Consider the following 18,675-nt stretch of genomic DNA (forward strand, 5'->3'; position numbering starts at 1 on the left):
ATCCCCCCCGTGCCACGTCATCCCCCCTGTGGCACGTCATCCCCTCTGTGCCACTTCATCCCCCTCGTGCCACTTCATCCCCCAGGTCCGATGGTGTGAGGCGCCGCGGCGAGCTGCGTGATGCGGTGGGTGTACGCCGGGTTGTTTGTGGCGATGGGATTGGATCCCACTCTTCCTTCCCACCTTCTCCCACAGATCGCTTTTCGGTCTATGGCGGACAGTGTTGAAGTTCCGTGTAGTTGGGTTAAGTTGTTGTTTTTTAAGGGGTATTTTGGTGTTATTTGCATGGGTGTGGATCGTCGATCGGCCACGTTTTATGCGGGTGAGCGCGTCAAATACTTTTCTTGACGGGGGATCTGCCCACCCCTATAGTGGCCTCAGTGGGATGAATTCCCATCCGGTGGCACGAGGTGGTGGAGCACGGGTTGACCGGCACGCGCCAGGGACGGCGCAGCCGGTGTTGAGATGGGTTCCATGGATGGAGTGTGGTTGGTGATGTGAGCCGGGTGTCGCGATGTTTCGAGGTCAGTACGAACACACGATGGATGGGAAGGGGCGTATCAGCGTCCCGGCTCGCTATCGTGAGGTGCTGGCCGCTAACGATCCGACCGGCGAACATGCTGACCGCCTCATCTTGACGCGCACCTTCGAGCAATGCCTGGTGGTCTATCCCATGGACAAGTGGTTGGCCTTTGAGGAGAAGGTTCGTTCGCTCCCTCAGTTCAACCCCAACGTCCAGCAGCTCAAGCGGGTCTACATTGCCGGAGCGGTTGAGTGCTCCATCGACAGCCACGGTCGGCTGTTGGTGCCGCAGGCGATGCGAGATTTCGCGCAGCTCGATCGTGAGTGTGTCTGGGTGGGTCAGCTCGACACCGTCGAGCTCTGGTCGCGGGCCAAGTGGGACGGCGCAGTCGAAGACGCGCTGGAAGACCCCCAGGCGCTCTCCGCGGCGATGTCGGAGCTTGGTCTTTAAGGTCAGACCTTCGTCTTAACGCTCAAGGATGAGCGGACCGCGCATTGAGCGAGCGCGCGGTAAGACTCAGGGATGAGAAGGCCGGGAGCTTCATGGATGAAGCATGGGTTGTGGCGCTCGTGAGAGCTCCGCGGCTCAACACGCCCAGGGAAGGGCGAGCCGTCCCGGCTTCAGGTGCAGCCGACGACGTGGCGGCGTCAGTGTTTGCAGTCAGCGAGGTCGCCAGTGTCGTCCAATTCTTACGCCAGTGATTACCACGCCCCGATTATGGTCGAGGAGGTGCTGCACTGGCTCGATGTCAAACCCGGGGGCTTCTACGTCGACGGGACCGCCGGTGGAGGCGGTCATAGCGCGGCGATCCTCGATGCGAGCGCCCCCGATGGGCGTCTTATCGCCATCGACCGTGATCCCGAGGCGTTGAGCACCGTGCGCGCGCGTCTGGCCGAGAAGGCCGGCGAGCGCCTGACGCTGGTCAACGCCAACTACTCCCAGGCCGCCGAGATCATCGCCGAACGTGGCGAGCGTGCTGACGGATGGCTGGTCGACGCCGGGGTGAGTTCGCACCAGCTCGATGAGCCTTCGCGCGGCTTTAGTTTTCAGCAGCCCGGCCCGCTGGATATGCGCATGGGCCCGGATGTGCCCACGCTCGCTGAGTACCTGGAGTCGACCTCCCGCGAGGAGCTCGCCCGGGTGATCAAAGTCTACGGTGAGGTGCGAGGCTCGTGGGGTGTGGCCGGGGCGATCCTCGGGGCGTTCTCCCGCGGGGAGCTCAAAACCACGACCGATCTCGCCGACCTCGTCGCCGCTAAGCAGCGCGGGGGCTCGCGAAAGATTCACCCCGCCACGCTCGTCTTTCAGGCGCTTCGCATCGCGGTCAACCGCGAGCTTGAGCACCTGGAGGCGGCCGTGCGCCAGATCCCAAAGGTGGTCAAGCCCGGCGGGCGCGCGGTCTTTATGAGCTTTCACTCGCTCGAAGACCGCATCGTCAAACACACCTTCCGAGAGCTTGCCGATCCGTGCACCTGCCCGCGCGATTTTCCGCGCTGCGCCTGCGGCAAAGAGCCGCTGGTCGAGGTGCTCACCCGTCAGTCGGTCGTCGCCGGCGACGAGGAAGTTCAAGCAAACCCCCGCGCCCGAAGCGCGCGCTTACGCGCGCTTAAGGTGTTGCCCCATACACACAGCGACGTGTGATCAGGAGTTGTATGAAGTCTCATATCATTGGCGCGCTTCGCGATCTTATGGAGGTCTCCAAAGTGCTGGTGCTCGTCGGGGTGCCCGGCGCGCTCTTGCTCTTTCACGTCTGGCAGGAGTATCAGATCACGCAGACCGGCTACGCCATCGCCGAGGTGACCGAGGAGCATCGCGAGCTGCTCGAAGAGCATAAGCGGCTGACCGTGGAGGCCAGCATGCACGGTCGCGCTGATCTTGTGGCGCAGACCGCCCGCGAGCAGTTCGGGCTGGAGCCGGCGCGCCCCGAACAGGTCATTGTGATCGACCTCGAAGCCGGCGATCTTCAGGAGCACGCAGCGCTCTTTGACGCGAGCACCGCCACGCGCTGAAGTTCCGATCTTAGGCTGCCGCCTGGAGCACGACGATGGAGCACATCAATGAGCCGCGAGAGCGCTTCTGGCTGAAGGCGCGCTTTTTGATGGTGGGGGTCTTTTTTACGCTGGGTTTTGTGGCCGTGGCCGGGCGCGTTTATTACCTGCAAACGGTCGAGTCGGAGAAGTTGCAGGAGCGCGCGGCGATCGAGTGGAACCGCGAGGTCACCAAACAGGCGCGTCGCGGTGATATTGTCGATCGCAACGGCGCCGAGCTGGCCGTCTCCGTCGAGGTTCCCAGCATTCACGCCAACCCCCGACGCATTGAGAATCCGGAGCGGGTTGCGCGCCAGCTGCAACCTCATCTTAAACTCAGTTATGACGATTTGGTCGCGCGCTTAAGCCGCGACTCGAGTTTTGTGTGGCTGGAGCGCCAGACTCGCCCGAGCGCCGCCGAGGCGATCCGCGGCCTGGACATCGCCGGGGTGCATATCACCCGCGAGTACAAGCGTTATTACCCCCTGCGCGAGATCGCCGGGCAGCTGGTGGGCTTTGTCGGCATCGACGGGCAGGGGCTCGAGGGGCTGGAGCGACAGCTCGACCGCACCCTGGCCGGCGGAACCTACGAGATGCGCGTGACGCGCGACGCCAGCGGGCGCGCGATGCTCTTGAGCGATGCGCCCCAGTTCGGAAAGTTCGAGGGGCACAGCGTCAGGCTGACCATCGACGAGAAGATCCAGCGGGTGGCCGAGCAGGCACTCGCGGACCAGGTCAATGAGTTTGAAGCCAAAGGCGGCTGGGCGGTGGCGATGGACGTGCGCACCGGCGACATCCTGGCGCTGGCCAACACCCCGGGCTTTGATCCTAACCGTTTTCGCCATCATACCAGCGCCGACTGGCGACTTCGTTCGGTCACCGACACCTTTGAGCCCGGCTCAGTCTTTAAACCTTTTGTGCTCGCCGCGGCACTCCAGGAGCAGGCCACCACCCTGGACAAAGTCTACGACATTGAGGACGGGCGCCTGCAGATCGGCCGCAATATGATTCGCGACACCAAGCGCCGCGATGAGCTCACCGCCGCCGAGATCATTCAGGTCTCCAGTAACGTCGGCTCCTACAAGTTGGCCCAGGAGATCGGCAAAGAGTCGCTCTACAACTACATTCGCGCCTTTGGTTTTGGTCAGCGCACCGACGTGGGACTTCGCGGTGAACAGCCCGGGCTTGTGTGGCCGGCGGATCGCTGGCCGGAGATCACCTTTGCCAACGTCTCGTTCGGGCAGGGCTTGACCACCACGCCACTTCAGCTGGCGGCGGGTACCGCGGCGCTGGCCAATGGCGGGCTTTTGATGAAGCCCCGCATCATCGACGCGGTGCTCGACCGCGATGGCAATATTGTTGAGCGTGAAGAGCCCACGCTCGTGCGACGCGTGGTCTCGGAGCAGGTTGCCGAGCAGGTCTCCTGGGCGATGTCGCTTGTCACCATTGAGGGAGGTACCGGCACCAAAGGCGCCATCCCGCATGTGACGGTCGCCGCAAAGACAGGCACCGCCCAGAAGGTCAACCCGGAGACGCGCCGCTACGATCCGGATATGTGGATCGCGGGTTTTGTGGGCTATGCCCCGGCTGAGGCCCCCGAGGTTGCTGTGGTGGTCTTTATCGATGAGCCCCAGAAGACCCACTACGGGGGAACGGTGGCCGGCCCGGCCTTTGCGCGCATCACTGCCGAGGCGCTGCGCGTGCGCGGGGTGATGCCTCTTGCGCCGGACGCGCGTTTTCAACTTCAGGAGGAGCCTCCCGAAGCGCTCGCCAGCCAGGCCGCCGCGCCGGCGCCCCAGCACGTGGTGACCCTGCCGACGATGCGCGTCCTCGACCCGACCGACGATGAGGTCGCCGAGGGGCAGCTGCCCAACTTCACCGAGTTGACGCTGCGCCAGGCTATCGATCGTGCCCGGGAGTTCGGCTTTGTGCCCGAGGTCACCGGTTGGGGGCGCGTCATCAACCAGGACCCGCCGCCGGGCACGCCCCTGGAAGAAGTCGCTGCGCTCAACCTTGCGCTTGCGCCCGGCGGAAGGCATGGGATGCTCGCCGAGGAACCCTCGGCAGGTGGACGAGATCAGCAGTGAGGTCGGCGTCAATGAAGTTGAACGAAGTTCTTACAGCATTGAGAGAGCAGGGCGTGCGGCTGCGCAGTGGCGCAGCCGATGTCGCTCTGAGCGCGGTGACGCAGGACTCCCGTCAGGTGGCCCCGGGCACGCTCTTTGTAGCGGTGCGCGGGGAGCGTTTTGACGGGCATGCGTTTGTCGAAAAGGCCATCGACCAGGGGGCCTCCGCGGTACTCGTCGATGAGGGGTTTGACACCTCGGCGCTCTCAGGCCCGGTGCTAAGCGCGCCGGATACCCGCGCCATTCTTGGACATCTGGGCGCCACTTTTTACCGACATCCCTCCCGCGAGCTCGACGTGGTCGGTGTGACCGGCACCAACGGAAAGACCACCGTGTCGTATCTGGTGGAAGCCATCGCCCGCGAGGCCGGTCGCGAGGTCGGCGTGATCGGCACGATCAACAACCGCTGGAAAGACAGGGTCGAGCCCACCGTCAACACCACACCGGACGGGCTGGCGTTGCACCGGCGCCTGCGGGAGATGGCCGACGACGGCGTCGATCTTGTGATCATGGAGATCTCCAGCCACGGCCTTGCCCTCGGACGCGTCGACGGGGTGGCTGTGGACGTGGCGATCTTCACCAACCTCACGCGCGACCACCTCGACTTTCATAAGACGATGGAAGCCTACCGCGACGCCAAACGCCTGCTCTTTACCCGGGTGTTGCCCGAACGTCTGGAGGTTCGCGGCGTGCCGGGGGAAGCCATCATCAATACCGACGATGACGAGGGGCAGGCGTTGGCGGCGATTTTGAGTGACGATCCTCGCCTCAAGGTGACCACCTACGGCACCACCGCGCCGGGCAAAGATGATCTGGTTAACACCACCCAGCTCCGGGCGACCCTCGTGCAGATGCGCATCGACGGCACTTCGCTGACCGTCGCGTCCTCCGATGCAAACCTCCGCATTGAGACCTCCCTTCACGGGGAGTTCAACGTCTCCAACATCCTCGCCGCCACCGGTGCGGCCCGCGCGCTCGGGCTGGCCGACGAGGCGATCGCCGCAGGGCTCCGCAACCTCTCCGGGGTGCGCGGGCGTCTGCAACGCGTCGAGGGCCCCGAGGGCACCCCGGCGGTCTTTGTCGACTACGCCCATACTCCCGACGCGCTAAAGCGGGTGCTCGAGACCCTGCGACCGATGGTCGAAGGAAAGCTCCGCGTCGTCTTCGGCGCCGGCGGCGATCGCGACCGCGACAAACGCGCCCCGATGGGCCGCATCGCCTCCGAGCTGGCCGACCACGTCATCATCACCTCCGACAACCCCCGCTCCGAGGCGCCCGCGGCGATCATCGCGCAGATCGAAGACGGCGTGATCTCCCGCGAAGGGCTCGAGGTTCAGACGGAGGTGGACCGCCAGGCGGCGATTGAGATCGCGGTCGGCGACGCGGCGCCCGACGATGTTGTGCTCATCGCCGGCAAAGGCCACGAGACCTACCAGGAGATTGCCGGGGAGCGCCGTCATTTCGATGACGCCGCCCTCGCTGCGACCGTCCTTAAAACCCGCAGACCGGCGGCCAGGGGGAAGTCATGAGCACGCTTCGAATATCAACCTGGACCCTCGAGAAGATCGCAGAGCATGCGGGCGCGACGCTGCATGGCCCGAGCGATGGTGACGTGAGCGGCGTCAGCACAGACACCCGCTCCATCGCTCCCGGCGCGCTCTTTGTGGCGCTGCGCGGCGAGCGTTTCGACGGTCATGGCTTCGTACAATCGGCCTTTGAGCGGGGCGCTGCCGCCGCGCTCGTCGACGCCGACTGGTGGAATGCCAACGCCGAATCGCCAGCCGGGCACATCCTCCTGGTCGTTGACGACACACTTGAGGCCCTCACGCGTCTGGGCCACGCCCTCTGGCAGGAGGCCACCGCCGGAGGCATGCAGACCGTCGCCGTGACCGGCTCCAACGGCAAAACCACCACCAAAGAGCTGCTCGCTGCGCTCTGGTCGACCCGGGGCAAAGTCTGGGCGACACCCGGAAACTTAAACAATCACATTGGGGTTCCGCTCACCCTCTGCGCACTCCCCGAGGACTGCGACCACCTGATCTGCGAGATGGGCGCCAATCACGTCGGCGAAATCTCCCAGCTTGTGCGCCTGGCGCCGGGCTTTGCGCGGGTGATCACCTCGATCGGCAGCGCGCATCTGGAGGGGTTTGGCTCGATGGCGGGCATCCGGCGCGGCAAATCTGAGATCTTTGAGACGGCCGACGGCGACACCCACGCCATCTTGCCCTTTAGTGAAAAAGATAAACTGATACTTGAGGGTTTTCCCGGGAAGGTCTGGACCTTCGGCTCCGAGGAGGGCGCGCGGGTGCGCGTGATAGCGCTGCGTGAGCATGCCCCCGGCGAGCCTCCGGGGATGGACGTAAGTCTTGAAGTTGATTCTAGAAAGCTCAGCCTGTCACTTCCGCTCCTGGGCATGCACAATGCGACCAACCTCGCCGCGGCGCTGGCCACGCTGGCGGCTGGCGAGGTTGAGCTTGATGAGACGCGACTCAACGAGGCGCTCTCCCGGCTGATTTTGCCCGGCGGACGTTTTCGCCAGCTCGTGGTCCGGGGTGTGCACATCCTGGATGACGCCTACAACGCCAACCCCTCCAGCGTGCGAGCCTCAGTGGAGGCTTTTGAACGCTGGGCCACGTCGCGCCACTGCGAGGGCCGCTTTGCGGTGCTCGGCGAGATGCTGGAGCTGGGGGAGGGCGCCGGCGATGCCCACGCCGAACTTGCGCGTTGGGTGGCAGCCCGTGAGGCGATCGACGGGCTGGCCTTTGTGGGCGGTTTCTCGGAGCGGATGGCTCAGAGCGCCCTTAAGGTGCAGCCGGAGCTCGATGTGCGCGCCTTCAGTAGCATCACCGATGACCTCATCGCGTGGGTTGGCGCTCGCAAGGGCGGGGCGGTTCTGCTCAAAGGCAGCCGGGGCGGACGCCTCGAAACGATCGTCGACGCTCTTACGAACGACCCCGCGTCTGGCCGGCCGGGCCCATACTCCAGCGAGGCATAAGCCATGCTTTTTGAACTCTTCTTCATGCTCAAAGACGAATTCACCTGGCTGAACGTCTTTCGTTACGTCAGCTTCCGGGTCGTCGCCACGATGCTGACCTCGCTGATGGTCAGCTTTCTGCTTTACCCCTGGTTTATCCGAAAGCTGCAGGCCCAGCAGATTGGCCAGGTCATCCGCGATGACGGACCTCAATCCCACTTCAGCAAAGCCGGCACCCCGACGATGGGCGGGGTGCTCATTCTCTTCGCCGTCGTCGTCTCCACGCTTTTGTGGGCCGACCTCAAAAACCCCTATGTGGGCGTGGTGCTGGGGGTGACGGTCTGTTTTGCGGTGGTCGGATTCTTCGACGACTACATGAAGATCCGCGGTCGCTCCAGCGCCGGACTCAGCGGCAAGGCTCGCCTGGGCATTGAGTTCGCTGTGGTGCTGGCGATGATGCTCGTGATGTTTAAGAGCAACGTTTTTAGCTACTCCACCGAGCTTTACCTGCCCTTTGTGAGCACCGAGAAGTTCAGCCTGACGCTGCCGCTGTACGTCTATGTGCCCTTTGCGATGCTCGTGATTGTGGGCACGGCCAACGCCGTCAACCTCACCGACGGGCTCGATGGCCTGGCCATTGGACCTGTAATCATCGCCGCGGGCACCTTCTTGATCCTGGCCTGGAGCACCGCCACGGTGCTCCATTACACCGAAGTTGTGGACGGCGTTCAGGTCGTCTCGCGTTTCGATGTCGCAAAATACCTGATGATCCCGAAGGTGGAGGGGGTTCAGGAGTTGGCCATCTTCTGCGCGGCCATCATCGGCGCGGGGGTGGGCTTTCTCTGGTACAACTCCTTCCCGGCACAGGTCTTTATGGGCGATGTGGGAAGTCTCTCGCTGGGCGGCGCGCTGGGCACCCTGGCGGTGGTCACCAAACACGAGCTGCTCTCGACCATCATCTTCGGCATCTTCCTGGTGGAGGCGCTCAGCGTCATCACCCAGACCACAAGTTACAAGCTCACCGGAAAGCGCGTCTTTCGCATGGCCCCGATTCATCACCACTTTGAGATGAAGGGCTGGCCGGAACCAAAGATTATTGTGCGCTTCTGGATCATCGCCATTATGCTCAGCCTGGTGGCGCTGGCGAGCCTGAAGCTGCGCTGAGCAGCGCCAGCCTTTGTTGTTGAACGACGCCGTGGCCACGGAGGGCCCATGTCGAGCGATCTTCTCTCCAACCTGACTCGCCGGGCGAGTGGCGAAAGCCGCGATAGCGTTGCCGGCCACAGCGAACGCCGCTGGGATATCTGGCTGCTCTTCTTCGTAGGGGCGCTGGTGACCTACGGGCTGGTGATGCTCTATTCGGCCAGCGCCGTGATGGCCAGTCAGCGCATGGCGGCGCACAACGTGCTCCTCTGGAGCCAGACCCAGCGTGTGGTGCTCGGGGTGGGGCTTTTGATCTTCGCGCTGCAATTCGACTACCGCTGGTACAAGCGCCTGGTCTACCCGATCCTGCTGGGCACGGTGCTCCTGCTGACCCTGGTAGCCATCCCGGGCATCGGGGTGGTGCAGAACGGCGCACGGCGCTGGTTTAGCCTGGGCGGGCTCTCCTTTCAGCCGGCCGAAGTGGCCAAGCTCACCGCCGTGATCTTTATGGCCTACTCGGTGAGCAAAAAAGCCAAACGAATGGGCTCGTTCACCATCGGGTTTTTGCCCCATCTGGTGATCATTGGACTTATGGTGGGGCTTTTGATGCTGCAGCCTGACTTCGGCAGCTCGGTGATCCTCATCAGCATGATGATGCTGCTGCTCTTTGTGAGCGGGGCGCGCTTCTCTTACCTGCTCGTGATGACCCTCTGCGGGGCGGGGCTGGCCTATGTGGCGATCAGCAACAGCGAGTATCGCATGAAGCGCATCCTGGCCTTCCTCGATCCGTGGAGCCACCGCCAGGACATCGGCTACCAGATCAGCGAGTCGCTCATCGCCATTGGCGCCAGCGGGCTCTCCGGCCGGGGGCTGGGGAACGGAGCCGGGAAGCTGGGCTATGTGCCCGAGCTCTGGAACGACTTCATCGGCACGATCATCGCCGAGGAGCTCGGTTTTATCGGCGTGGTGGTGTTGCTCTCGCTCTTTATCGGCATGCTCTGGCGCGGCTACCGGGTGGCGTTCAACGCGGTTGATCCTTTTGGCATGTACCTGGCGTTTGGCATCACTTCGCTCTTTGCCCTGCAGGGGATGGCCAATCTCTTTGTGGTCACCGGCATGTTGCCCACCAAAGGGCTCACCTTGCCCTTCGTGTCCTTCGGGGGCACCTCGATGATTATCAGCCTCTTTGCGATCGGCATCGTGCTCAACATCTCGCGCAATGAGGAAGATACCTGGGAGCGCGAGCGCGATCTTCGCGCCGCGCGCCGTGAAGAGCGCCGCTGGGAGCGCAAGCGCCGCAACATCCTCAAGCGCCGCGATGATCTTCGAAGCTAACTCGCTCACTGATGCACGGAACTCCTCATGACATCTCATTCGCAGACCCCTCCTCATCTGGTGATCGCCGGAGGCGGCACCGGTGGTCACCTCTTTCCCGGGGTCGCCGTGGCCCAGGCGTTTGAGCGCCTCGCTCCCGGGGCGCGCGTCACCTTTGTGGGCACGGAGCGGGGCATTGAGGCTCGCGTCATCCCGAAGCTGGGCTACGATCTGGAGCTCGTCGATGTGGTGGGCCTTAAGGGCAGCGGGGCGCTGGGGCTTGCGCGAGGGCTCGCGCGCCTGCCTCGAAGCGGTCTTCAGGCCCGAGGCATCGTCAAGAGGTTGGCCCCCACTGCGGTGGTGAGCGTCGGGGGCTATGCGGCGGGGCCGATCACGCTGGCCGCCGCGCTCAGCGGTGTGCCCGCCGCGCTGATGGAACAAAACGCCATCCCGGGGCTCACCAACAAGCTCCTATCCCGGGTGGTAGACCACGCGTTTTTGACCTTTGAAGAGAGCGCCGAGCATCTCGGTGGCGTCTCGCACTCGGTGCCGGGAAATCCGGTGCGTGAAGAGCTGCTGACGCTGGCCCGCACCTTTACCTACGAGCCCCCGGCGGCTGCGGGGCCCTTTCGCGTCCTCATCATCGGCGGCAGCGGCGGGGCAGGGAGCTTCAACGAACACCTCCCCGGGTGGTTTAAGGCGATGGGGGCTCTGCAGTCGCGCCTTGAGGTGCGCCACCAGGCCGGTCGCAATCGCGCCGATGCGGTGCGCCCGCGCTACGAGGGCTTTGAGGGCAAGGTCGTGGTCGAAGAGTTCATCGATGATATGGCGGAAGCCTACCGCTGGTGCGATCTTCTGATCTGCCGGGCCGGCGCCACCACCATCGCCGAGGTTCTTAACCTGGGCCTCCCGGCGATCTACGTTCCCTTTCCCCAGGCCGCAGATGATCATCAGCGCTTCAACGCGCGCTCGGTGGTCGAGGCCGGCGCCGGCGTCATGCTCGACGACTCCGAGTTGGGATCCGAGCGATCCGTTAACCTGCTCGCCGGCCTGATGCGAAACCCCGAATCGCTCGGTCGCGTCGCTGCAGCGGCGCGCCGACGAGGACGTCCGGACGCCGCAGAGACCATCGCGAGCGCTTTGCTGGCCATGGGACGCGGTGAACTACCCTGAACGGGGCTTAAAGTAATACTTTTGAGGCAAGATTTCAGGCCTAAGAACCCTCTTGAGGGTCGCCTGAAAATCTGAATTTTTGCTTCAGGTCTTTCGTGTATCGTATTGAAAATTAAGGGGAAATTGTGTGGCAAAGAACGGGTTGCGACGCCTGCGTGCTCGTGTATTCTTTGCCTCGTCTTAAAGGCGGAACCTACGAACACACCAACGACGGGCGGCCACGCTGAGCGAGTACAAAACCATAGCCTGGCAGCACCCGTCAGCGCCGCTGGACGAGCGTCTGGAGCGTTTTGCCAGCGAGGCTCGCCAGAGCAGCGTGAGCGCCGACGAGCCTCTTTATCGTCGCTCGTCGTTGCGCATCGGTGGCGCGGCCAGGCGTTTCGTAGAGGTGGGTTCTCTCGAAGATGCGATGCTCTTGCTTGCGGCGGTCGGGCCTGACTGGCGCCGCCTGGTCTGGGTCGGGCTCGGAAGTAACACGCTCTTTCCCGACGAGGGCATCGACGGCGTTGTGGTTCGCATGAGCGGAGAGCTGGCCACCTGGCAGCTTGACGCTTCGAGGGCAACGGTCGGAGCCGGCGCGGTGAACGCGCACCTTGTGCGTGGATTGCTGCGCGAGGGTTGGGTAGGCGCGGAGTTTCTCTCGCTTATCCCGGGCACCTTCGGCGGTGCCGTCGCGCTGAATGCAGGCACCCGCGAGCGTGAGCTCTCGGAAGTGCTGGAGAGCTGCACGCTGGCTCGCGTCGACGAAGAAAAGGGCGCCTGGCACGTGGGAACGTACCCGGCCTCCGAGTTGAAGTTGAGCTACCGCCATGCCGGTCTAAGCGACGGCGATGTGGTGCTCAGCGGAGTGTTAAAGGTGGAGCGCGGCGACGTCGAAGAGGCGAAGTCGCGGGTGCGGCAAGACAAGGAACGTCGCAATCGCACCCAGCCCTACCGCCTGGCCAGCGTCGGCAGCACCTTTGCGAACCCGCAGGGTGATTTTGCCGGCCGCCTTATCGAGGCCGTCGGGCTTAAGGGACACCGCGTTGGCGGAGCGCAGATCAGTGAGCTGCACGCCAACTTCTTTATCAACGCCGGTGACGCAACGGCGGCCGACTTCATCGCCCTGATGGCGTTGGCCCGACACCGGGTACGAGAAGAGTTTGGAGTGGAGCTTCGCCCGGAGGTCCGCTTCGTCGGGTTTGACGGGTGGGCGCAACTTATCGAGCAGGAAAAATCGCTAAGGTGAACACGGATGTTCAGCGAGCTTGATGTCACAACATTTCGGGGAAAGCCCGTCGGTGTCATTACCGGCGGCGACTCGCCAGAGCGCGAGATCAGCCTGAAGACCGGCGCTGCGTTTGAGCAGGCGCTGCGCGCTCGCGGCTACGAGGTCACCGTCTACGATCTGGCCACCGACGTGGCGCGTCTGGTGGGCGATAAGCCGGCAGCCGTGATCATCGGAAGCCACGGGGGGCTTGGCGAAAACGGCTCTCTGCAGGGTCTGTTGGAGTGCGTGGGGATTCCCTACACCGGAAGTGGGGTGCTGGCCTCGGCGTTGGCGATGGACAAGGCACGGGCCCGCGAGGCGGTTGCGGATGTGGGTGTGCCGGTCGCACGCGGCCTGGCGCTTCGCATGGGTGACATCGGCAAAAGCGATGCACGGGAGATCGTAAGCCGCATCGAAAATGCAGGGCTGCAACTTCCGATTGTCGTCAAACTCAATGACGCCGGCAGCAGCTTCGGCGTGGCCATCTGCAACACCTCGGAGGAGCTGCAGGCGGCGGTCAGCGATCTTCGCACCCACCTCAGCGATGATCCGGCCTCGGCGCTTCTGGTCGAAGACTATATCGAAGGCCCCGAGTACACCGTGGGCTTCTTTGGTGAGGTGTGTCTGGGCGCCATTGAGATCACCGCCGCGAAGACCTTTTACGATTACGAAGCCAAGTACCAGAGCCAGCAGACGCGCTATGACGCGCTGGAAGCGGGGCCGCTGCACGCGCGCCTCGAAGAGCTCGGGCGCCTGGCGTATCACGCGCTGGGGTGCCGGGGCGTGGCTCGCGTGGACTTCAAAGGGGATGTGACCACCTCCCAGGGACGTTTTCTGGAGGTCAACACCATCCCGGGGATGACTGCCACAAGCCTCGTGCCCAAGATGGCCGCGGCTCAGGGTGTGTCTTTTGAAGCGCTTGTGGAGTTGATGCTCTCCGGCGCAAGACTCGATCGCCGTCGCTAGGCAGCGTTGAGACTTCGACGTTACGCAGGTTGTGTTGCCGCATCGATTGCGGCGGATGTTGTGGGAGTAGGTAGTGTTTCAGAGACGTGCACATAATCGGCGAAAGCCGAGCCGGGAGCAGCGCGCTGCCAGCCGTAAAGAGACGGCATGGCTCTGGGCGCGTCGCCTGGGCACGTCGCTGGCGGTGATTGCCGTGGGCCTGGGGCTGCCCTACCTGGTGCTTCAGGGCTACAGCCACACCATGCAGAGCGAGTACTTCCAGGTGAACTACCTCGATGTTGAGGGGCTCAACTACCTGGAGGAGCGCGAACTTCTCGAAGCCGCCGAGCGCATCGCTGGCGAGAACATCCTCAACGTCGATCCGCGCCGCATTGAGAGCGCGATGAGCGGGCTTCCTTTCGTGCGCTCAGTCGATGTGGAGCGCCGCCTGCCCGACCGTCTGCGCATCACGATTGAAGAATACGAGCCCGCAGCCCTGATCGCCGATGAGGGGATCTGGCTTGCGGATACCCGTGGTGAGGTATTTCTGGCGATGGACAGCGCCCGTAGCATCGAGGGGCTCTGGGACCTTCCGCTGGTGACCGGGCTGACGCGTGCCGACCTCGTCGAAGATGAGGCCCGCCAGCGTCTGCTTGAGGCGCTCTCGGTGTGGGAGCTCTACCACGCGATGGAGCTCGATGAGCAGCAGCCCTTAAGCGAGCTGCACCTCGACGCGGCGCTGGGACTTTCCCTTGTGACCGCCGAGACGGGCACGGAGATTCGGTTGGGCTGGGGCCGCTGGCAAGATCGCCTCAGCCGATTGAAAGTCGTTCAGACCTCGCTGATTCGGCGAGGGATGGACGCGGAGTATGTGTTGATTGACCAGGAGCGCGACTTGAGTCGCGTGACTGTGGGGCCGCGCACCGAGCCATGGATGCGCGAGGACGCGGCCTCGACCGGATCGTCGCCATAGGCGTGGCGACGACCGCTTGTAAGATGTGATGGACGTTCGTTTGTAGATGTTTCTGGACTCGTGATGGTCGCTACGTGGGGTGGCGAGGGCACGGGGTTCGGGCCGAGACCAGGGAAGGTGCGGTATGGCGAATCGACGAAATGGTGAGATTGTTGTTGGGCTTGATATCGGGACGACCAAGATCGCCTGCATCATCGGCGAGGTGACTCCCGAGGGGATCGATGTCATCGGGATCGGCTCGCACCCCTCCAAGGGGATGCGAAAAGGCGTGGTCATCAACATCGACGCCACGATCAACTCGATCAAGAAGGCCGTGGAAGAGGCCGAGCTGATGGCCGGCTGCGAGGTGAACACGGTGCACGCCGGCATCGCCGGGGGCCACGTGTTGGGCTTTAACTCCCACGGCATCGTGGCGATCAAAGACAAAGAGGTAAAAGGCGGCGACCTCGATCGCGTGGTCGATGCGGCCCGCGCGGTGGCCATCCCGATGGATCGTCAGCTCCTGCACGTGATCCCGCAGGAGTACATCATCGACGAGCAGGACGGCATCAAGGAGCCGCTGGGCATGACCGGCGTGCGCCTGGAGGCCAAGGTCCACATTGTGACCGCCTCGGTGACCAGCGTTCAGAACATCGTCAAATGCGCCAACGCCTGCGGTCTCAATGTGGCCGACATCGTGCTGGAGCAGCTCGCCAGCAGCGAGGCGGTGCTCGGCTCCGATGAGAAAGAGCTCGGCGTGGCCGTGGTCGACATCGGCGGGGGCACCACCGACATCGCCATCTACAGCCAGGGCAGCCTCGTGCACACCGCGGTGCTCTCGGTGGGCGGCAACCACCTGACCAACGATATCGCCGTGGGCCTTCGCACCCCGATGGCCGAAGCCGAGCGCATCAAGCAGCGTTACGGCTGCGCGATGACCGGCAAGGTCAGCGCCGAAGAGACCATCGAGGTGCCCTCGGTGGGCGGGCGTCCCCCGCGGATCTTGAGCCGCCAGATCCTCAGCGAGATCATCGAGCCGCGCGTCGAAGAGATCTTTGCCTATGTGGCCCGCGAGATCAAAGAGTCGGGCTGTGAGGATCTTATCTCCGGCGGGGTCGTGATCACCGGCGGCACCACGCTGCTGGAGTGCATGCCGGAGCTCGCCGAGGAGGTCCTCGGGCTGCCGGTGCGACGCGGTGTGCCGCGCAACATCGGCGGGCTGGTCGACGTGGTGCGAAACCCGAAGTTCGCCACCGGTGTGGGCCTTGTGCAGCACGGCGCCAAGGCCCCCGAGCGGCTGCCCTTCGGCGATAACAACGGCAACCTCTACCAGCGCCTCACCACCCGCATGCGCGAGTGGCTCGCCGAGATGTTCTAAGTCGCTTGCTGGCCACCGGGCCCGGTGCTATCGTCGCGCGAAGTCTCAGCTTTATGTGGAAACAAGGCGCGGGGTACCACCGTTGTTCGTTGGCAAGAAGAGGGCGCGACGACCAAGTCCGTCCTTGCGGTAAGCGCGCCTTGAGGCGTATCATCTGCGCCCGCCCACGGGTGGGCGCAGATGTTCAGTTCTGACTCAGGAGTCCAGGGAAAAGGTATGCTCGAGTTCGATGACGCCGATGTCTCAAACGCGGCAAATATTAAAGTGATCGGCGTGGGTGGGGGAGGTGGCAACGCCATCAACACGATGATCACCGAGGGGATCTCCAGCGTGGAGTTCATCGCGGCCAACACTGACCTGCAGGCGTTGGAGACCAACCTCGCCACGGTCAAAATTCAGCTTGGCGGCGCGCTGACCAAAGGGCTTGGCGCCGGCGCCAACCCGGACGTCGGTCGCAACTCGGCGCTCGAAGACCAGACCCGCATCGCCGAGGCGCTCAAGGGCGCCGATATGGTCTTTGTGACCGCCGGGATGGGCGGTGGCACGGGTACCGGTGCGGCGCCGATCATCGCGAGCATCGCCCGCGAGCAGGGCGCGCTGACGGTCGGCGTGGTCACCAAGCCCTTCCAGTTCGAAGGGCGCCGCCGCCGTCGCTCCGCCGATGAGGGCATCCGCAACCTGGCCAGCGCGGTCGATACGCTGATCACGATCCCTAACCAGCGCCTGCTGGCGATCGCCGGCGAGCAGACCACGATCCTGGAAGCCTTCAAGAAGGCCGATGAGGTGCTGCTGCATGCGGTTCAGGGGATCTCCGATCTCATTACCGTGCGTGGTCTGGTCAACGTCGACTTTGCCGACGTGCGTACGATCATGACCGGCAAGGGGCTGGCGCTGATGGGCACCGGACGCGCCTCCGGCCCGACCCGCGCCCTGGAAGCCGCCGAGATGGCGATCTCCTCGCCGCTGCTCGAAGATGTCTCGATAGAGGGCGCCACCGGCATCCTCGTCAACATCACCGGCGGCGTCGACATGACGCTCACCGAGATCAACGACGCGATGATGCTCATCGAGCAGGCCTCGCACGAAGACGCCAACATCATCTTCGGTAACGTCATCGAAGAAGATATGCGCGATGAGCTGATGGTGACCGTCATCGCTACGGGCTTTGATAAGCCGCGGGCCGAGAGCTCGGACTTCAGCGAGATGAGCCGTCGTCGCGAGTCGACCACGCGTCAGTCGGCCCCGGTGGCCGCTGCTCCCCGTCAGGCTGAGCCGCCCCGTGCGCCGGCCCCCGTGGAGGAAGAAGAGGTGGTTGAGAGCGTGCCTGCGCAGCGCGGCGCGCCCGCCTACCAGAGCAGCCCGCGTTACGATCGCGGCGCGCAGGACTCGGTTACCGAACGTCGCGCGTCCTTCCTGCGCTCGAACACCGGCAGCCATGCGGTTCCCGGCGGGTTGAGCGCCACGGAAGAGGAAGAGATCGATACGCCGACCTTCCTTCGCAACTCGCGTCGCCGCAACGACTCCTGATCTTCGGGCGACGCGGTCGCTCCAAGCCCGCTCTCAATGGGAGCGGGCTTTTTTTGTCTTCGAGAACGCTATGACGAGTCTTACTGAGAACGTGTCCGTGGTGCTGGTGGAGCCCCAGGATGACATCAACATCGGCAACGCCGTGCGCGCCTCCAAGAACTTCGGCATCGAGGACCTGCGCCTGGTGAACCCGGCGCATGCCGATCGCGATCGCATTGCTATCAGCGCCCCGCGCGCCCACGAGACGATCGACCGCATGGGGCGTTTTGAGACGCTCGATGAGGCGCTCGATGATTGCGTGATGACCGTGGGGCTGACCGCCCGGGCGCGCTCGGCCCACTGGCGGGTGGTGGAGCCGGAGCAGGCCGCCGCCGAGCTCATCGCCGAGGCCGCAAAGGGCCGCCGCGTGGCGATGCTCTTTGGGAGGGAGGACAGCGGGCTTCCGAACAGCGCGCTCGATCGCTGCCAGGCGGTGGTCACGATCCCCACCAACCCGGATTACAGCTCGATTAACCTGGGCCAGGCGGTTTTATTGATGGCCTGGGAGGTGTCCCGCGCCGCCCGAAAGATGCAGGCCGGCGAGGTGGTTGCAGCGCCGGTGAGCGCCCCGCAGAACGCGTGGCACTCCGAATTTGAGCCGGCGCCGATGGCCGGGCTCACGCGGATGTTCGGTCAGGCCGAGGCGGCGCTCGAAGCCATTGAGTTTGTGAAGGGCAGCAGCAACGATCACATCATGCGCAGCCTGCGATCGGTGTTTCTGCGCGCCCGCCTCGATACCCGCGAGCTTGCGATCTGGCACGGGATCTTCAAAGAGATCGTGGCCTACATGCGCCGAAAGGGCATTGAGCCCTGAGCGTCATGAGCTTCAGTCAGCCGAGAAGCAATAGTCCGTCTCGGCCTGACCGCCGGCCTCGTAGCAGCGATGGCCCTCACGGCAGGCGTCGTCGCTCTCGCAGCTCTTAAGGCAGAAGCTGGTGTGGCGGTCGAGCACCACGCAGGTCGACTCATCGGGGCATTCGCCCGGGCGACAGCCGCGCACCGTGCAGATGCCACCTTCGACGGAGAGGTCGCAGCGAGCCCCGGAGGGGCATTCGTTGTCGGAGGCGCACTCCGAGCCGATCTGCGGCGCGCAGCCGACGAGCAGCAGCAATGTCAGGGTGAGCATGGCCGGGAGCACGCGCGTCTTTGGGAAGAATGAGAGCATGGGGCAACGTTCTGGCTGGAGTTCAGGTGGGCGCGGCGCGCTGAGGCTGGCAGGATGCCAGCGACCGGGTCGTTCTACCGCCGCATCGAGATGCTGACAAGATGAAGCCAGGCAGCACAAAGAGAGCAGGAGGGATGCTC

At 64.1% G+C, this 18,675-nt stretch carries 16 protein-coding genes; 15 read left to right on the plus strand and 1 reads right to left on the minus strand.

The genetic code is table 11. From position 1 onward, the window contains the following. Positions 1 to 514: 514 nt before the first annotated feature. The 15 genes from mraZ to FRC98_RS07560 all read left to right on the plus strand — a co-directional run bounded on the left by mraZ (position 515) and on the right by FRC98_RS07560 (position 18,184). Positions 515 to 973 carry a division/cell wall cluster transcriptional repressor MraZ gene (gene mraZ, locus FRC98_RS07490; RefSeq protein WP_146980683.1) on the plus strand — a complete coding sequence of 153 codons (459 nt, stop codon included), beginning with the start codon at positions 515 to 517 and terminating at the stop codon, positions 971 to 973. A 225-nt stretch (positions 974 to 1,198) separates the two neighbouring features. Beyond that, entirely contained in the window at positions 1,199 to 2,164 is a 966-nt protein-coding gene (gene rsmH, locus FRC98_RS07495; RefSeq protein WP_230467397.1) for a 16S rRNA (cytosine(1402)-N(4))-methyltransferase RsmH, read from the plus strand. An 11-nt stretch (positions 2,165 to 2,175) separates the two neighbouring features. After that, a complete protein-coding gene (locus FRC98_RS07500; RefSeq protein WP_146980684.1) occupies positions 2,176 to 2,532 on the plus strand; it encodes a cell division protein FtsL in 357 nt (118 codons plus the stop codon). Positions 2,533 to 2,567: 35 nt separating this feature from the next. Continuing rightward, entirely contained in the window at positions 2,568 to 4,637 is a 2,070-nt protein-coding gene (locus FRC98_RS07505) for a penicillin-binding transpeptidase domain-containing protein (protein ID WP_146980685.1), read from the plus strand. 11 nt (positions 4,638 to 4,648) lie between these two features. After that, positions 4,649 to 6,205 (plus strand): UDP-N-acetylmuramoyl-L-alanyl-D-glutamate--2,6-diaminopimelate ligase, encoded by a 1,557-nt coding sequence (locus FRC98_RS07510; RefSeq protein ID WP_146980686.1) that lies wholly within the window; start codon positions 4,649 to 4,651, stop codon positions 6,203 to 6,205. Beyond that, positions 6,202 to 7,671 (plus strand): UDP-N-acetylmuramoyl-tripeptide--D-alanyl-D-alanine ligase, encoded by a 1,470-nt coding sequence (locus tag FRC98_RS07515; protein WP_146980687.1) that lies wholly within the window; start codon positions 6,202 to 6,204, stop codon positions 7,669 to 7,671. The genes FRC98_RS07510 and FRC98_RS07515 overlap by 4 nt, the downstream gene beginning before the upstream one ends. 3 nt (positions 7,672 to 7,674) lie before the next feature. Further along, complete coding sequence (mraY, locus tag FRC98_RS07520; protein WP_146980688.1) at positions 7,675 to 8,814, plus strand: phospho-N-acetylmuramoyl-pentapeptide-transferase; 1,140 nt, start codon at positions 7,675 to 7,677, stop codon at positions 8,812 to 8,814. Between the two features lie 48 nt (positions 8,815 to 8,862). Beyond that, positions 8,863 to 10,128 carry a putative lipid II flippase FtsW gene (ftsW, locus tag FRC98_RS07525; protein WP_146980689.1) on the plus strand — a complete coding sequence of 422 codons (1,266 nt, stop codon included), beginning with the start codon at positions 8,863 to 8,865 and terminating at the stop codon, positions 10,126 to 10,128. 27 nt (positions 10,129 to 10,155) lie between these two features. After that, the gene (gene murG / locus FRC98_RS07530) at positions 10,156 to 11,280 is read left to right on the plus strand and encodes an undecaprenyldiphospho-muramoylpentapeptide beta-N-acetylglucosaminyltransferase (RefSeq protein WP_146980690.1); all 1,125 of its coding nucleotides are present in this window, start codon (positions 10,156 to 10,158) and stop codon (positions 11,278 to 11,280) included. Positions 11,281 to 11,560: 280 nt separating this feature from the next. Further along, complete coding sequence (gene murB / locus FRC98_RS07535; protein WP_283809648.1) at positions 11,561 to 12,508, plus strand: UDP-N-acetylmuramate dehydrogenase; 948 nt, start codon at positions 11,561 to 11,563, stop codon at positions 12,506 to 12,508. 6 nt (positions 12,509 to 12,514) lie between these two features. Continuing rightward, a complete protein-coding gene (locus FRC98_RS07540) occupies positions 12,515 to 13,495 on the plus strand; it encodes a D-alanine--D-alanine ligase (protein ID WP_146980692.1) in 981 nt (326 codons plus the stop codon). Between the two features lie 73 nt (positions 13,496 to 13,568). After that, complete coding sequence (locus FRC98_RS07545; protein ID WP_146980693.1) at positions 13,569 to 14,447, plus strand: cell division protein FtsQ/DivIB; 879 nt, start codon at positions 13,569 to 13,571, stop codon at positions 14,445 to 14,447. A gap of 124 nt (positions 14,448 to 14,571) precedes the next feature. Beyond that, positions 14,572 to 15,804 (plus strand): cell division protein FtsA, encoded by a 1,233-nt coding sequence (gene ftsA, locus FRC98_RS07550; RefSeq protein ID WP_146980694.1) that lies wholly within the window; start codon positions 14,572 to 14,574, stop codon positions 15,802 to 15,804. Between the two features lie 216 nt (positions 15,805 to 16,020). Then, positions 16,021 to 17,331, plus strand: coding sequence for a cell division protein FtsZ (gene ftsZ / locus FRC98_RS07555; protein ID WP_146980695.1), 1,311 nt, complete (start codon positions 16,021 to 16,023; stop codon positions 17,329 to 17,331). A gap of 70 nt (positions 17,332 to 17,401) precedes the next feature. Beyond that, positions 17,402 to 18,184: an RNA methyltransferase gene (locus tag FRC98_RS07560; protein WP_146980696.1), complete on the plus strand. Its 783-nt coding sequence runs from the start codon at positions 17,402 to 17,404 to the stop codon at positions 18,182 to 18,184. Between the two features lie 12 nt (positions 18,185 to 18,196). Here the strand turns inward: FRC98_RS07560 and FRC98_RS07565 are convergent, their stop codons facing one another. Further along, complete coding sequence (locus FRC98_RS07565) at positions 18,197 to 18,535, minus strand: hypothetical protein (protein ID WP_146980697.1); 339 nt, start codon at positions 18,533 to 18,535, stop codon at positions 18,197 to 18,199. Positions 18,536 to 18,675: the final 140 nt, after the last annotated feature.

The sequence above is a fragment of the Lujinxingia vulgaris genome (assembly GCF_007997015.1).
In the GTDB taxonomy this organism is placed as follows: Bacteria; Myxococcota_A; Bradymonadia; order Bradymonadales; family Bradymonadaceae; genus Lujinxingia; species Lujinxingia vulgaris.

Coding starts and splice junctions, on each gene's coding strand:
- ftsW (WP_146980689.1), top strand. CDS start 8,863: ATGTCGAGCGATCTTCTCTCCAACCTGACTCGCCGGGCGAGTGGCGAA.
- FRC98_RS07510 (WP_146980686.1), top strand. CDS start 4,649: ATGAAGTTGAACGAAGTTCTTACAGCATTGAGAGAGCAGGGCGTGCGG.
- FRC98_RS07515 (WP_146980687.1), top strand. CDS start 6,202: ATGAGCACGCTTCGAATATCAACCTGGACCCTCGAGAAGATCGCAGAG.
- FRC98_RS07560 (WP_146980696.1), top strand. CDS start 17,402: ATGACGAGTCTTACTGAGAACGTGTCCGTGGTGCTGGTGGAGCCCCAG.
- FRC98_RS07565 (WP_146980697.1), bottom strand. CDS start 18,535: ATGCTCTCATTCTTCCCAAAGACGCGCGTGCTCCCGGCCATGCTCACC.
- FRC98_RS07540 (WP_146980692.1), top strand. CDS start 12,515: ATGTTCAGCGAGCTTGATGTCACAACATTTCGGGGAAAGCCCGTCGGT.
- FRC98_RS07505 (WP_146980685.1), top strand. CDS start 2,568: ATGGAGCACATCAATGAGCCGCGAGAGCGCTTCTGGCTGAAGGCGCGC.
- murG (WP_146980690.1), top strand. CDS start 10,156: ATGACATCTCATTCGCAGACCCCTCCTCATCTGGTGATCGCCGGAGGC.
- ftsA (WP_146980694.1), top strand. CDS start 14,572: ATGGCGAATCGACGAAATGGTGAGATTGTTGTTGGGCTTGATATCGGG.
- ftsZ (WP_146980695.1), top strand. CDS start 16,021: ATGCTCGAGTTCGATGACGCCGATGTCTCAAACGCGGCAAATATTAAA.
- FRC98_RS07500 (WP_146980684.1), top strand. CDS start 2,176: ATGAAGTCTCATATCATTGGCGCGCTTCGCGATCTTATGGAGGTCTCC.
- mraY (WP_146980688.1), top strand. CDS start 7,675: ATGCTTTTTGAACTCTTCTTCATGCTCAAAGACGAATTCACCTGGCTG.
- mraZ (WP_146980683.1), top strand. CDS start 515: ATGTTTCGAGGTCAGTACGAACACACGATGGATGGGAAGGGGCGTATC.